General features: G+C 34.3%; 16 protein-coding genes, 1 pseudogene and 1 riboswitch. Of the genes and pseudogenes, 6 read left to right on the top strand and 11 right to left on the bottom strand.

The window, feature by feature from the left end; all coding sequences use genetic code 11:
* Positions 1-19 precede the first annotated feature (19 nt).
* A pseudogene (locus QUF91_RS14565) lies at positions 20-247 on the bottom strand (NAD(P)H-dependent oxidoreductase); the annotation flags it as partial.
* A 22-nt stretch (positions 248-269) separates the two neighbouring features.
* A complete protein-coding gene (locus QUF91_RS14560; protein ID WP_289418225.1) occupies positions 270-854 on the bottom strand; it encodes a DUF3238 domain-containing protein in 585 nt (194 codons plus the stop codon).
* 127 nt (positions 855-981) lie between these two features.
* On the opposite strand from QUF91_RS14560, the gene QUF91_RS14555 reads away from it, so the two are divergent.
* The gene (locus QUF91_RS14555) at positions 982-1,455 is read left to right on the top strand and encodes a MarR family winged helix-turn-helix transcriptional regulator (protein WP_289418224.1); all 474 of its coding nucleotides are present in this window, start codon (positions 982-984) and stop codon (positions 1,453-1,455) included.
* A gap of 120 nt (positions 1,456-1,575) precedes the next feature.
* A complete protein-coding gene (locus QUF91_RS14550) occupies positions 1,576-2,358 on the top strand; it encodes a TrmB family transcriptional regulator (protein WP_285395264.1) in 783 nt (260 codons plus the stop codon).
* Between the two features lie 62 nt (positions 2,359-2,420).
* On the opposite strand, the gene QUF91_RS14545 is transcribed toward QUF91_RS14550, so the two are convergent.
* Entirely contained in the window at positions 2,421-2,792 is a 372-nt protein-coding gene (locus QUF91_RS14545) for a nucleotide excision repair endonuclease (RefSeq protein ID WP_285395263.1), read from the bottom strand.
* A 360-nt stretch (positions 2,793-3,152) separates the two neighbouring features.
* Between QUF91_RS14545 and QUF91_RS14540 the strand changes: the two genes are divergently transcribed.
* From QUF91_RS14540 to QUF91_RS14530, 3 genes are all read left to right on the top strand, one after another.
* The gene (locus QUF91_RS14540; RefSeq protein WP_289418222.1) at positions 3,153-3,569 is read left to right on the top strand and encodes a phage integrase SAM-like domain-containing protein; all 417 of its coding nucleotides are present in this window, start codon (positions 3,153-3,155) and stop codon (positions 3,567-3,569) included.
* Positions 3,570-3,789: 220 nt separating this feature from the next.
* On the top strand, positions 3,790-4,407 hold the full coding sequence (locus QUF91_RS14535; RefSeq protein WP_289418220.1) for a YkyB family protein: 618 nt from the start codon (positions 3,790-3,792) through the stop codon (positions 4,405-4,407).
* Between the two features lie 115 nt (positions 4,408-4,522).
* Positions 4,523-5,650, top strand: coding sequence for an IS4 family transposase (locus tag QUF91_RS14530; RefSeq protein ID WP_289417678.1), 1,128 nt, complete (start codon positions 4,523-4,525; stop codon positions 5,648-5,650).
* 533 nt (positions 5,651-6,183) lie between these two features.
* Here the strand turns inward: QUF91_RS14530 and QUF91_RS14525 are convergent.
* On the bottom strand, positions 6,184-6,381 hold the full coding sequence (locus QUF91_RS14525) for a hypothetical protein (protein WP_285395259.1): 198 nt from the start codon (positions 6,379-6,381) through the stop codon (positions 6,184-6,186).
* A 239-nt stretch (positions 6,382-6,620) separates the two neighbouring features.
* Positions 6,621-6,734, top strand: a riboswitch (SAM riboswitch).
* 154 nt (positions 6,735-6,888) lie between these two features.
* On the opposite strand from QUF91_RS14525, the gene metA reads away from it, so the two are divergent.
* Positions 6,889-7,824 (top strand): homoserine O-acetyltransferase MetA, encoded by a 936-nt coding sequence (gene metA / locus QUF91_RS14520; RefSeq protein ID WP_285395258.1) that lies wholly within the window; start codon positions 6,889-6,891, stop codon positions 7,822-7,824.
* A gap of 88 nt (positions 7,825-7,912) precedes the next feature.
* Here the strand turns inward: metA and QUF91_RS14515 are convergent, their stop codons facing one another.
* The 7 genes from QUF91_RS14515 to plsY form a co-directional block, all read right to left on the bottom strand.
* Positions 7,913-8,164: a hypothetical protein gene (locus tag QUF91_RS14515; RefSeq protein WP_289418219.1), complete on the bottom strand. Its 252-nt coding sequence runs from the start codon at positions 8,162-8,164 to the stop codon at positions 7,913-7,915.
* Between the two features lie 58 nt (positions 8,165-8,222).
* Positions 8,223-10,883, bottom strand: a complete 2,661-nt coding sequence (locus QUF91_RS14510; RefSeq protein ID WP_289418218.1) for a GerAB/ArcD/ProY family transporter — start codon at positions 10,881-10,883, stop codon at positions 8,223-8,225.
* A gap of 34 nt (positions 10,884-10,917) precedes the next feature.
* Positions 10,918-11,151: a hypothetical protein gene (locus tag QUF91_RS14505; protein ID WP_289418217.1), complete on the bottom strand. Its 234-nt coding sequence runs from the start codon at positions 11,149-11,151 to the stop codon at positions 10,918-10,920.
* Between the two features lie 3 nt (positions 11,152-11,154).
* Positions 11,155-12,354 carry a Ger(x)C family spore germination protein gene (locus QUF91_RS14500; RefSeq protein WP_289418216.1) on the bottom strand — a complete coding sequence of 400 codons (1,200 nt, stop codon included), beginning with the start codon at positions 12,352-12,354 and terminating at the stop codon, positions 11,155-11,157.
* Between the two features lie 25 nt (positions 12,355-12,379).
* A complete protein-coding gene (locus tag QUF91_RS14495) occupies positions 12,380-13,966 on the bottom strand; it encodes a spore germination protein (RefSeq protein WP_285395254.1) in 1,587 nt (528 codons plus the stop codon).
* Positions 13,967-14,113: 147 nt separating this feature from the next.
* Positions 14,114-14,404: a HesB/YadR/YfhF family protein gene (locus tag QUF91_RS14490; protein WP_285395253.1), complete on the bottom strand. Its 291-nt coding sequence runs from the start codon at positions 14,402-14,404 to the stop codon at positions 14,114-14,116.
* Positions 14,405-14,423: 19 nt separating this feature from the next.
* Positions 14,424-15,026 carry a glycerol-3-phosphate 1-O-acyltransferase PlsY gene (gene plsY / locus QUF91_RS14485; protein ID WP_285395252.1) on the bottom strand — a complete coding sequence of 201 codons (603 nt, stop codon included), beginning with the start codon at positions 15,024-15,026 and terminating at the stop codon, positions 14,424-14,426.
* Positions 15,027-15,034: the final 8 nt, after the last annotated feature.

Below are 15,034 nucleotides of genomic sequence, written 5' to 3'. Positions count from 1 at the left end.
GAGTCTTAGTTTTGACTAATTAAAACGTACTTGCTACTTTAACAGCCTTTTCAAGTCCTGCTGCAATAATTTCTTTCGCTTTATCTGGGAATTGATTGTGACCTTCAATCACTATTTTCTCTAAATCTTTTACACCGAAGAAGTTCATCATGTTTGTTACATATGTAACAGCCATTTCTAACTCAGCTTTTGGTCTTTCAGAATAGACACCGCCACTTGCGTTTAATAATGTAATTTTTGTATCTCCAAAGTAGGGAATCATACTGTCTTTACAATATCTTAGTAAAACTATACTCCATGTCTCCACCTAGAGCTTCAGGAGTATCCCCAGTTTCTCTGAAGTCATGTGTATGAATTTTCTCAAAAGGACCAAAACTTACTTGCTTATAAAATTCATAACAAGGGAATCCGTCATGTGCACCTTGAATATCGACAGTACCATCTTTTTTGACATGTACAGTTAAAAGATAATCAACGGGAGGTGCATATACATTTAATGGGTTGCTAGCACTAGCACTCATTTGAAATTTAACGTCATCTAATCCCCATACAATATCAGTACATAAAATACCTTCCGTACTAGCTTTTCCTGTTCTTTTATTAACGGATCCACCGGGAGTTATGATTTTTTCTGTTGTTATTCCAGTATTTGCATATGTGAAAATTTCTTTTTTATAAAAATCTATAACTACTTCTTGTTCAACTCTGGACCGCATAGTGTTGACAGCATATGGTGTAAATTCACGTGAGTCACCTTCAAATTGAATGACATTTCCTGTTTGAGTATCCTTCTTAGGTTCAGTCCAAGACATTGGAATAAATACACTTGCTCTAACTTTAATGATGTTAGCCATAAGAATCCTCCATGATTTATTTATTTAAGAATCGAATTATAGTCAACTTGATTGACCACATTGCGTATAGTACAATGTGTTACAAATAAAGTCAACCTAATTGACTTTATTTGAGGAGGTTTTATGTGTGAATCATGAAGTATTTAATGAGTTGGATCTTACATCACTTTTATCATTATCCTTTAGTACATCAATTAATGAACTGCATGACAGATTGAGTGTAATGGGATTTGGAGATATTAGACCTGTACATGGTTTTATGTTTAAATGTATCATTCCCAATGGAGCCACAGGTATAGAAATTGCCGAATATTTAGGAATTACAAAGCAAGCTGTAAGTAAAATGGTGGATTATCTTGAGCACCGTGGTTATGTAATGCGCAAAGCTCATCCCACTGATAAGAGAGGGAAAATTATTGTTTTGACCGAACGAGGTTGGTTAGTAGTTAATGCAAAAAAGAAGATACTAGCTGAGATTGAGCAACAATGGATTACAAAAATAGGTGTTGAACGACTGCAAACGCTCAAAGAAGATTTAACCACATTAGTTTATGATGTAAATGAAGGTAAATTACCAACGAGTCTGAGACCTGTCTGGTAATTATAGAGCTTATAACAGGGACTATTTGTACACCTAAAAATAAGCATTTTTCTTTCAAAATTTGGCCCATCAACCACACGTTATGATGGTTGGACTAAAATTTGGTTATGGAGGGATTGGATGGATGAATTAATCGCCCAGTTAAAAGAACTGGGATTTACAGAATATGAAGCTAAGGCCTATACAGCACTCGTACAAAATAGTCATGTAAGTGCCTATCAAGTAAGCAAAAACTCCGGTATTCCACGGGCAAGAATATATGACATACTTGATTTACTTGTTGAAAAAGGGCTAGTACTGAAAGAAGAAACTACAGATCAAACGACTTACTCTTCCATTCCTGTAGCTGTGTTTTTACAACAAATTCAGCAAAGTTGGCAATCGAACTTTACGTCGATTAGTACACAATTAGAAAAATTAGAAACAAAAGAGCAGGAAACAGAACATAAAGTGCTAATGCTTAAAGGGAAACAGGCAATCGTCAATTACTGTCAGTCGTTATTAAAAAAAGCGGAGAAAAAAGTACTATTATCGATGTGGGAAGATATGTACGAAGAATTACGAGAAGATATACATGAGGTCAACCAGCATACTCCGGTTCATGGCATTACATTGTATGTGGATGAAAATGTTGCATCCATTGACCAACATCGTATTACACAATATACGAGGAAAGCTTCCACGCCCCATTGGTTTATTTTATCCGTAGATGGTCAGGAAATGATTTATGGTCACTCACCATCAAATCAAGAAACGGCTTTTATTACAACTGACCCTGTTCAGATTTATTTATTAGAGGATTATATATGGCATGACGTCCTTGTCAATCGACTATTAAAGCGTGATGATAAGGAGCTTGAGGAATGGATTACAAAAGAACGTAAAGCCTTTTTCTTAGATTAAAAGCAGTAAAAAAGAATCTGCTCTACGTAAAGGAGAGCAGATTCTTACTTTTGGCTGTCTTATTAATAAAAAACTTTATCAACATTGTATTTAGCGCGGAATGAGTTGATCGCGTATGTTTCGTAAATTTCACGTTCCATTGGATCTTCCACTTCATACACTTCAATTTTGAAAATTTCATTACGATGATTTTTCATCGGTGACACATTGTCCTCGAAATGCTTTTTAATACGTTGACGAATTTTACGAGCTTTACCGACAAATAATAATTCATTCTGTTCATTGTAGAATAAGAAAATGCCGCCATTTTCACGTGTGATTTTATGGAAATCAATAAAACCATGGTATGGTGTGATTGGTACATCACCTGGCTTTAAATCTTGTTCGCGTTGGCGAATTACTAAATCTGGTTTTGGAAATTCAATTTTAATCAAACTATTCACGTTCCTCTCTATTACTAAAGGTATATGGTAACATAATTACGGCTTGTTTACCATAATATTTCATCGTGTAAATATGGTTTGCGTCAAGAGTAGTGTTCATCAATTCATAGTAGAACATGCATGTTAATAACAAAATATTCTATGTATTATTGAGATTCCTAATTGTTCATGTTACAATTCTTTTTAATTAAATAATCTTATCAAGAGAAGCCTTAAAAGAATTTTTGAAAAGTCAGTAATACCAAGGGTTCAAGGCACTTGATAAGATGTGGAGTAAAATACAGTTTATTTGTTATCAATAGTACACTTCTTACTGTCTATTAATTTAGATGAAAAGGAGTGTATTTTTTTATGCTTTTAAAGTTTGCGTTTGATGATTTTATAGCGGATAGACGATTTAATAACACAACTGATTCAAATATCAATAGTTATAAATACTTGATCAAACCCTTCGTTGACTATTGCCTTAAAGAAGGAGCAGTTAATGTTGAGGATGTGACACGTAACCATTTCAAGAATTATTTAATAATAGCACAGCAACACAATAAGAAACCAAATACAATCAACACAATTATTTTACGACCTAAAGCTTTTTTAAATTATTGCGTTGAAGAGGGATATGTCGATGAAAACATTGCGAAGAAGATAAAAACTCAAAAAGTAGATGTGAAGATTGATACTTTTACAGATCAACAAATTAATCAAATGTTAGCGTTTTATCGTACCAAAAGAAAGAGACATCAATCATATAGCAGTTATCGCAAATAAAACAATTAATAGAACAACGACAAATAACCTTGCAAATAAAATGCAAGGGTGGTAGAGTTAAAATTAACTATTTAGAAGGAAGGGTAAATTTATATGTATAAGATTTGTATACTGAGTATAGCATGTGGAAAAAAGGATGTAAATAAATTTGGGTAAAATAATGTAGATTATATTTCTTTTAAATACCGAATAAAGGGAAGCTGAAAAGGAGGAGATTTTAATGGAAGTACCGCATTTTCATTCGTGGAAGAATATCGAGGAAGGTTACTACACTAAAACTAAATTGAAAAATGAATTAGGTTTAAAACCGTTTGATGAATCGCAATATGACGCTACAGCAAAGTTATATGTAAACTCCAAATGGGGCAATTATGTTTTATATCACATTGACAACTGTGTAGAGATAAAAAAGCGTAAAGTTACGGAACACCCTATTACATTACAAAATATTGCTGAGTCACTTTATTTAATCAATAAATCAGCTAAAGTAAGTCGTGATACTAAGAAGGATAATTATCATTTGAAAAACCATTCAGTTGTACAGGCTGCTAAAACTAGACAGTCCAAATTATACGATTTAAAGGTGTCCGTAATTAAAAAATTATTATCAGAAAGCGAAATTGAAATTAAAGGTTATCACACAATGTTTGGTGGTTTTTTAATGTTACTAGAGATTAATGACTTTACATTCCATTTACCAGTTTTTAAAAATGAAATAGCCAATCTAACACATTTAGGGGTGTTGGAAAATGAAATTTCATCTGAAAGAACACGTAAAGTAAGTCTTAATTTTTTTGAAGCTGAAAATCTACTAAATAGATACATAGATAATGTATAAATGAGAACACGCGTGTTGATTATCTAATTTCTTCCAATAAAAATTATACAAAAAGAGAGATTCTCATGTAAAATGTTAGTTACTACACAAACAATTACGAAATGAGGAATCTCTCTTGAACAAGAATAACACGATTTTTACACTCATTCAAACCTTTCTTTCAGAGGAAGAATGGCAATCAATCTTAAGCGAATTCGGTTATGTAGAAACAGCACGAAAATGTACAGTTCCCACGCTCATTTCGTATTTAATTGGTGCTGCCACGAACGAGTGGAAAAGTTTACGCCACGCAGCGGATGTGGGTCCAAGTAACGGTCTTGTTTCGGTGAATCATTCATCGCTTTCTAAACATTTAAAGGCACTTGATTATGGCATCATCAAACGAATTTTTGAAGTGATTGTCGGGAAGCTCAACCGTGCAGCTCGTCGTAAATTGAAATTGCCGAAAAGATTATTAGCCGTTGATTCAACTACCATTACAGTAGGCAAAACAAGATTACCTTGGGCTGTCTATCACGGCGAACGTTCAGGAATCAAATTACATGTTAGTTTTACTAATGAAACTGCGATGCCCTTAAAAGTCGTAGAAACAACCGGTTTAAAACATGATGGTCCCATTGGCGAATTCCTTGAAGATAAAAGGTTTATCCTCGTTTGTGACCGTGCCTACTTTTCTATTGATAAAGTCGATCGCTACCTGAAAGAATATCAACATTTTGTGTTACGTTTAAAAGACAATGTGCAATTAAATCGCAAAAAATCGCTCCAAGGTAGTCGTACCAACGATTCCAATGTGACAGCTGATTTTACTTGTACGCTTGGGACGCCACAAAAACAAACGAAAAAACGCCATCGTGTCGTTCAATTCATAGATCATGAAGATAAAGAAATACGTGTCGTGACAAGTTTAATGGATATCACCGCTGAAGAAATTGCCAACATGTATAAGTCACGTTGGGCGATTGAAAATTTTTTCCGTTGGATTAAACAAAACTTGAACGTACCTGTTCTATTCGGAACAACAAAAAATGCTGTATTCAATCAGCTATTCGTAGCCCTTATTGCCTATGTTTGTTTGAAATTTCTTCATACACAAGGGAATAAGAAAAATAATATCAAACCCTTATCATTCGTAGGTTTTACACGGATGTTTCTTTGTGCTGCCCTGCCAATAGAATGGCGAATCAGGGTGAAAGAAATCCTGGTGTTTCATTGGAACATAAATCATTCAACTACTGTATAATTTTGGTTAATCAACACGTGTGAAATGAGAATAAGAAAATTACACTAGTAAACATATTATTGGAGGAATTAAGATAGATATTATCTAAATAAATTTTTTAAAAATATCAAATCCGTAAACTTTACAGTGTAAATTGATAATTTATTTTCAACTTCCTCGATCATATTAGATAAGCCTATAAAGTCATCTTTAAACTTATCAAATAAATAAGTAACCGTCTCATCATTCTCAAAGGAACATGTAGATTGTTTTATTTCAATAGCTCATTGATCTCATCTTCAGTCAACGCGGTTTATAGTTGCTATGACGACTTTCACTTAAATTTGTGGTACTAAACTTTTATATTTATAGATATTAGTCCAATGTCCGTCTGCACCTGTAAAGTAGAATCCATAGCCATTTTTTTAGGAATTCTTCAATTACTTCTGTCCATTTACGACCTAAAACATAATAGTTACAATTTCTTAAATCAACGTGTACTCCACTGTCTTCACTTGCACCATCACATTCATTAATTTCATCCTTTAGAAAATTCAGTACCAATGAAACAAATTGCTTTCCTTCATTTCTTCTTCCCATTCGGATAGATTAAATTTCATCTCGCGTTCATCTTCAGAAGAATCAAAGTCAGTTATACCTTCATTAATTGGTTCACTATGAGTTCCACCGTCCTCATCTGGAATATCAATAAATAACGTCCATCGAATTTCATATTCATCAATGTTCCACATGCAAACGCAATAACTTTGATTTTCCATTTCTACATAAATGCGATCTAAATCCCAATAGTAAATGTATTACTCCCAAATTAAAGCTATTAGGAATCTCATAATATTTCATCGTGTAAATAAGGTTTGCATCAAGAATAGTGTTCATCAATTCATAGTAGAACATGCATGTTAATAACAAAATATTCTATGTATTATTGAAATTCCTAATTGTTCATGTTACAATTCATTTTAATTAAATAATCTTATCAAGAGAAGCTGAGGGATTTGGCCCGATGACGCTTCAGCAACCTCTAACAAAAAAAGTTAGAAAGGTGCTAATTCCAGCGAAGGATTGATCCTTTGAGAGATAAGAGTGAACGTGGTAAAAAATCCTTCTCATTCTATCTCAAATGGAATGAGGGGGATTTTTTAATTTAATTCGATAAAAGATTTTATGAGCTTTGTGCATGGATACTAAGGCACTAATTGATGTTAGAAAGAGAGAAATAAAAGAGAGGGGAATGCAAGATGCCAATTAATATTCCGAAAAACTTACCAGCTGGAGAACATTTACGTGAGGAAAAAATCTTCGTAATGGAAGAGGATAGAGCGAAAACCCAACAAATTCGTCCGTTAAATATATTAATTTTAAATTTAATGCCAGAAAAAGAAAAAACAGAGCTACAATTACTACGTTTATTAGGTAACACACCATTACAAGTCAATATTACATTTTTAAATACTGCTACGCATGAATCAAAAAATGTTAGTAAATCACATTTACAGTTATTTTACACGACCTTTCATCAAATTCGCCATCGCCGCTATGATGGCATGATTATTACGGGAGCACCAGTAGAAAAAATGGCATTTGAAGATGTGAACTACTGGCAGGAAATATCAGAAATCATGGATTGGTCCAAAAAGAACGTAACATCGATCCTTCATATATGTTGGGGTGCACAAGCAGCGTTATACCATCATTACGGTATTGGCAAAATTGAGCTTCCTGCTAAATGTTCAGGTGTTTATTCCCATGTCATTACGGATTTAACAGTGGATTTAGTACGTGGCTTCAGTGATTTATTTACGGCTCCACATTCACGTTATACATCAGTCTCCATTGAGGAAGTCCGCAACCATCCTGATCTACGTTTATTATCGTATTCAGAAGATGCGGGTGTCTTTATTGTGCAATCGAAGGATAATAAAAACATTATGATTACAGGCCACCTTGAATATGATGCAACAACATTAGCAGATGAATATAGTCGTGATGTTGCAAAAGGATTGGATATTGCAGTTCCAGTGAATTACTTCCCAAATGATGATCCATCAAAAGAACCGAATAATACATGGCGTGCCCATACACATTTATTATTCTCAAACTGGTTGAACTACTATGTTTACCAAGAAACACCATATGAATGGGATTTCGTTGATGAAATTGAATATCATATATAAGCGCATGGTTTTTATAAACTCTCGATTGTAAAGTAAAATGATGACCTTGATTATTTCGTGGTCATCATTTTTTTATCCGAATATGTTGCTAATTTTTTGGCGGATGTTCATTGATAGATACATTTTGATTTTTTGTATTACTTTCGTTCTTTGCAGCATTTTGGCTGTTTTTATCGCTCGCATTAGTAGCAGTATTTTGATTGTTGTTATTGCTAGTATTAGTAGCAGCATTTTGACTGTTTTTATCGCTCGCATTAGTAGCAGCATTTTGATTATTGTTATTGCTAGTATTAGTAGCCGCATTTTGGCTGTTGTTATTGCTAGTATTATGTAGCCGCATTTTGGCTGTTGTTATTGCTAGTATTAGTAGCTGTATTTTGCTGTTGTTATTGCTAGTATTAGTAGTTCCGCATTTTGGCTATTGTTATTGCTATATTAGTCGTACCATTTTGGCTGTTATTGCTAGTATTAGTAGCCGCATTTTGGCTGTTGTTATTGCTAGTATTAGTAGCCGCATTTTGACTGTTTTTATCGCTCGCATTAGTAGCAGCATTTTGATTGTTATTATTGCTAGTATTAGTAGCCGCATTTTGACTGTTTTTATCGCTCGCATTAGTAGCAGCATTTTGACTGTTGTTATTGTTTGTATTAGTAGTAGCATTTTGGCTGTTGTTATTGTTTGTATTAGTAGCCGCATTTTGACTGTTTTTATCGCTCGCATTAGTAGTAGCATTTTGATTGTTATTATTGCTAGTATTAGTAGCCGCATTTTGACTGTTTTTATCGCTCGCATTAGTAGCAGAATTTTGGCTGTTGTTATTGTTTGTATTAGTAGCAGCATTTTGATTGTTGTTATTGCTAGAGTTAGTAGCAGAATTTTGGCTGTTGTTATTGTTTGTATTAGTAGCAGAATTTTGGCTGTTGTTATTGTTTGTATTAGTAGCAGCATTTTGACTGTTTTTATCGCTTGCATTAGCAGCAGCACTTTGATTGTTGTTATTGCTAGTATTAGTAGCAGAATTTTGGCTGTTGTTATTGCTAGTGTTAGTAGCAGAATTTTGGCTAAGGTTATTGCTTGCATTATTAGCAGTATTTCCGCTATTGCAATTACTTCCATTCATTGCAGCATTTTGACTGTTTTTATCGCTTGCATTATTTGCAGCGTTTTGACTGTTGTTATTGCTTGTATTTGTAGTAGCATTTTGGCTGTTGCTATTGTTTGTATTAGTAGTAGCGTTTTGGCTGTTGCTAGCATTATCAGTAGCATTTTGACTGTTGTTATTGCTTGTATTTATAGTAGCATTTTGGCTGTTGTTATTGTTTGTATTAGTAGCAGCGTTTTGGCTGTTGTTATTGCTTGAATTAGTAGCAGAATTTTGGCTGTTGTTATTGTTTGCATTAGGAGCAGCATTTTGGCAGTTGTTATTGTTTGTATTAGTAGCAGCGTTTTGGCTGTTGTTATTGCTTGCATTATTAGAAGCATTACCGCTATTGCCATTACTTCCATTCATTGCGTTTTGGCTATTGTTATTGCTTGCATTATTAGAAGCATTACCGCTATTGCCATTACTTCCATTCATTGCGTTTTGGCTATTGTTATTGCTTGCATTATTAGAAGCATTACCGCTATTGCCATTACTTCCATTCATTTCAGCATTTTGGCTATTGTTATTACTTGCATTATTAGCAGTATTTCCGCTATTGCAATTACTTCCACTCTGTACAGCGTTTTGACCGTTGCTATCGTTTGGATTATTAGTAGCACTTCCACTATTGCTATTAGTTTCATTCTGTGTAGCATTTAGGCTGTTGTTATCACTTGCATTATTAGAAGCATTACCGCAATTGCAATTACTTCCATTCATTGCAGTATTTTGGCAGTTGTTATCACTTGCATTATTAGCAGCATTTCCGTTATTGCTATTACTTGCATTCTGTGTATTACAATTACAGTTTGTATTCCCTTGATTACCATTAATATTGCGAATTTTTGCAGCGATTAGTAAAACTATCGGTAACAAAATTGCAAAGGTACCACAAAACAAAGGCCAAATTTCGTTATTATAAGTATTGGAATGGACGATATCAGGATGAATAATTTGCGAAAAGCCAATACTAATCATTCCGAGTGGCACAATGAGCGGACGATGATCTTTGATTTTACATATTTGTGCTATGCCGATTACGGAGGCATAAAAATACATAAACGTTTTAATATAAATAGATATGATCCACATGGCTGCCATAATAATTTCAACACGTTGCAAAAAATGCCCGATTGAAATTCTTTGCGCTAATGCATAGCTAGGAAATGTCCGATTAGCAGTATTTGATGGACCTATGACAAGGAGACAAAGTGAGACGATGATAATTAAAACAATACCTCCAATAGCTGTCCCAATATAAAATCCTATGTGTGCGGACTTATGAACGTTGACAGTAGATGGGTAAAGTATTAATAGCGCGGCAAGAGGGAATGAACAAATACTCATAAATCGAATAACGCCTATAAATAATGATTTTTTTGAAGTTTCCAATATGGGCTGTAAATTTTCAAAATGGATTAATGGTGATATAAAACCTACAAAAATTATAAAAACCAACATAAATATTGGAAAAAGTATTTCTGTTGAACGTGCAAAGACTTCGATCCCTTGGAATGCAGCAAAAATGATGATAATGCCAAACAGCAACGAAAAAGCCATAGGAGGCGTCTCTGGCATCACTTCCGTTGACATGAAATTACCAATAAAATATAATAACTGACCTGCACCAAAAAAGGTAAGAATGGTAAAACCAATTGCGGTCAGTTTTCCGAAAAAACGACCTAGTATTTTTTCATTCGCCTCTGTAAATGTAAGTGTGGGATTCAGATTTCCTAAAGTAACGTATAGCTTCACTAAGAGAAAACTTAAACCGACACCGATACTTGTTGCTATCCAGGCATCTTGCTTTGCTACATTTGTTACACTTGAAGGGATAATTAAAATGGCTGTACCAACTGTAAAAAGAAGGGTAATGATAGTAAATTGTCTTGAACTAATGATTTGTTTTTTCATCATGCACTACCCTTTCTTTTTAAAGTTACTTCATTTATTTTGACAGTGAAACGATGAACTCTTTAATTGGAGTAAAGATAAAGGTAATCAAGTCTATTGGGCTTGGAATTTTAAGATTTAAAGCAATGCCGATATTTAATGCAGTACCGATCAATAAAAAAATCGAAAAAATAACAATTGTTTTCGTTTCGTTATTTTTTTGAAGTTTAGGAATAAAAGCATAGGCAAGAACAATTGAAATAATGACTATGAATATTGTTACAACCATATCTTATTCCTTCTTTTTCTTATTCAAAAATGAATTTTGCATTGTTCCTAGTCCTTTTGTTCTGACATGTACTTCAACATTAACCGGTAGATCTTGGAATATGGTTGGCCAGTCATTTTTAATTTTTTTCCATTTTTCAGGATCTGCCCGGTGTAGTTCTTCACCAAATCCAAAAATATCGGCTCGATAAGTTTGCTGAATTGTAGTGATTGTTTTTTCGATTCGTTTTTTAATAAGTTCTTCCGTTTTTTTATTTACGTAATCAATATTTTTATGGGAAGTAAGGTTGATTTTACATTCTACTTCTCCAACATTTTGCTCAACTTCTATATGAACATTAATTTTGGGCGCATCTTTTTCAAACTTACCCTTTATTTTTGTTTTTGATTTCGTAATTTCTGTTGCTATTGTACCTCCCTTAGGACAAGCAATAATTTCAATTGTACTTTGTATTTTGTCACTTAAAAAACTTACACTTTGACTTTCTTTATCTGTTAAAAGCCCAACGTATTTATCTCCTTTGAATACTGCTAATCCGGCATACTTTAATATCACTGGCGTTTCTACTTTATTAATATTGGCTTTACTCATTCCTAATGCTGCATCCCCTTGTATTTCAATGGCAGGGATGAGTGGACTTTTTTCGTTACTACTTAAAGTACTTACTAATTCATCAATATTAATGGAAATCGTAGAACCCCAAGCTTTTTGAGATGTCCTAAGTGAATTAATAATTTTATTAGCAGGTACTTTTTCAACGGGTGTTAATATATTTAAGACGTCTTTTGCAGTTGCCTCGTGAGCAATGATAACATCGAAATCATTTCTGAATTCATGATCTCTAGAAATTAAATCTAATGCCTCGCCAATTCCTTCTTTCGCCAAATCATCCCCCAAAATAACTACTTGTGTATGGGCAAAATAAATCTTCCTTGTCGATAATGTTGTCATTTTTCGGATAGCTTCGAAGATAGTTTTGCCCTTTGCATGATGGGTAATAACAGGTGATCGCCCACTAGTAGGAGCTTTAGATGAAATTTCACCAGGAACCACTATTTGAACAGTTACATCGAATTCATCATCTACTTTATCTATTCCTAGTGCCGAGACAATTGCTAATTCATTGAGTTCTCGTTTACTCCAGCAACCACTTAAAAATAAAGAAACAATCAAAAGTAAGCATATAGTTTTAAATTTTGACATGGTCTATTCCTCGCTTACACATTCTTTAATTCCTTTTTTTAACACTAAAATATTTATGCCCTCTTACATTGTTTTTTTGACTAATTAAACGCGGTCGAGTCAATAGAGCTCTGCGAGGAAACAAGACTAAGGCATCTTTTTGATCCTTTAAGATTAATGGCCCAAATGGACTTAAATAAGGAACACCAAAAGTTCGTATGCTACATAAGTGAATAATGATGATCATCATACCAAACATCACTCCGAATAAGCCTAACATCGCTGCTAATATCATTAATGGGAAACGTAAAAGACGAATGGTATTAGATAAGCCGTAAGCGGGGAACAAGAAACTACAAATAGCTGTTAGTGCTACAATAATGACCATTACAGCTGATACAATCCCTGCTTCTACAGCGGCTTGACCGATGACTAAAGTTCCTACAATAGATACTGCTGGTCCAATAGTTCTTGGCATTCGAAGACCCGCTTCTCGTAATATCTCAAAGGCAATCTCCATCATGAGTGCTTCGACAACTGCGGGGAAGGGGACTCCTTCTCGTTGAGACGCAATACTGATGAGCATCGGTGTTGGTAGCATTTCTTGATGGAAAGTTGTGATGGCCACATAGAGAGAAGGTGCCATTAACGCAAGGCCAACACCAAAAAATCTTAATATGCGCACTAAAGAACTAATGAACCAATTTTGATAGTAATCTTCAGCAGATTGTAAAAAGGTTGTAAAAAGTGCAGGTACAGCTAAGACAAATGGTGTACCGTCCACTAAAATAGCAACTTTACCATCTAATAATTCTCCCGCAATGACATCGGGTCGTTCAGTATTATAGACAGTTGGGAATATAGAGAATTTAGAATCTTGAATAAAATCTTCGATATAGCCACCTTCCAAAATTCCGTCTATATTAATGCGATCTAATCGAGAAAGAACCTCGGCCACGATTTTGTCATTGGCAATGCCGTTTAAATACATAACAGCAACATCCGTTTTAGTGACCTCTCCGATAACACGGGACTTTATCCAGAGATTTGGACTTTTAATTTTTCGACGGATAAGAGCCGTGTTAGTACGTAAAGTTTCTGTAAAGGACTCGCGTGGACCTCTAATAACGGATTCTGTTGATGGTTCAGTAATAGCTCTATCTTTTGCACTTTTTGTACTAGTGGCTATGCCAGTTGTAACACCATCTAATAAGATGACGGTATCTCCATTCAAAATAGAATCGTACAGTGTTGTGAAATTCAAAATTTCATTGACATCGCCGACTGTTAAACAAGATTCTTTTACATACTCTTTTATGGTCTCTACGTCTGTGTCTTGAGCTTCTTCAACTTCTTGCATCAGCTTATCAATCACAGAATCAGAAATGATTGTTTTATCGGATAAACCATCAATATTGATAATGACCATTGCATGTTGTTCAGCTTTACCAATCATAATTTCACTTGTTTGTGTATTTTTTTCAGCTGTACCAAGCGTAATTTCTCGTATAATAATGTCATTACTATTCCCCAGTGTATTTTTAATCACCTTCATATTTTGAGAAAGTGAGCTAGACAGTAGGTCATTGTTTGAAGTTGATTGGGAGGTATTCGTTGCTTTAGAAATTGACATTTTTCTTTCCTCCTCAAGTTTGTGTTCACACCTCTAGAATGCACAACTTTCAGAAGAGATAAACCAAGTATGGAATTGAATTCATATAAATCTTTGGATTAAAAAGAAAAGCAGTATTTCCCCCGAGTAAACGAAGGAAACACTGCTTTATTTACGATAATCATACTTTAATTCGTCTATTGTAGCATCAATATCTACATGTAAATTGTGATCATTGAAAAACCATAAATCTTTTTCATCGATGTAGTAGGTGATACCATCTATTACGGTCTTTACACCGATTTCGATTGGTTCTTCACGTGTCATACCAAGAGAAAAGCCTTCGTGAAAAGGACTGGAACCACCATATCTTGCATAAAAACGAATCGTATCTCCTGTTTCTACTTCCATCTCTCGTTTAAACCATTGCAGGGCTTCATCTGTTAGTAAAATATTCAATAGAATGCTCCTCTCTTTGCTACAGCCATTTCACCTTTGGTTCGGTCCCATTTTTAATGCGGCCAATATTCGCTCGGTGACGATAAATGATAAAGCTAAATAAACATGCTACTAAAAAACCTAACGCAATATCACCTGTAACAAAATAATAAACGATTGAATAAATTAGTGCTACTAAAGCGGCAATCATAGAAGTTAAGCTGACAATTTTCGTTAGTTTTAATGTAACGAAAAAAGTAATAAATAGTAAGACAAATAGGGGCCATGTATATCCTAAGAGGACTCCTGCTGATGTTGCCACAGCTTTTCCACCGCGGAAACTCGCAAAGATAGGGAACATATGACCAACAACCGCTACAAGTCCAAGGATTAATGCGTGAATTGATACATCCGAAAATACTGGCAGTGCAACGAGTAATACTGCTGCTGTACCTTTTAAAACATCCATAACTGTAACAACTATTCCTGCTTTTTTCCCTAAAATACGGAATGTATTCGTCGCCCCTAAATTCCCGCTACCATGTTCACGAATATCTGTTTTATAAAAAATTTTGCCTATCCATAATCCTGAAGGTATAGAGCCGATTAGATAAGCACATAAAATAATAAGTCCATTTAACATAGCTGGAC

This window comes from Lysinibacillus sp. G4S2 (genome assembly GCF_030348505.1).
In the GTDB taxonomy this organism is placed as follows: Bacteria; Bacillota; Bacilli; order Bacillales_A; family Planococcaceae; genus Lysinibacillus.
Note: the sequence above shows the minus strand (reverse complement) of the source record. Positions and strands in the feature narration are given on the sequence as shown.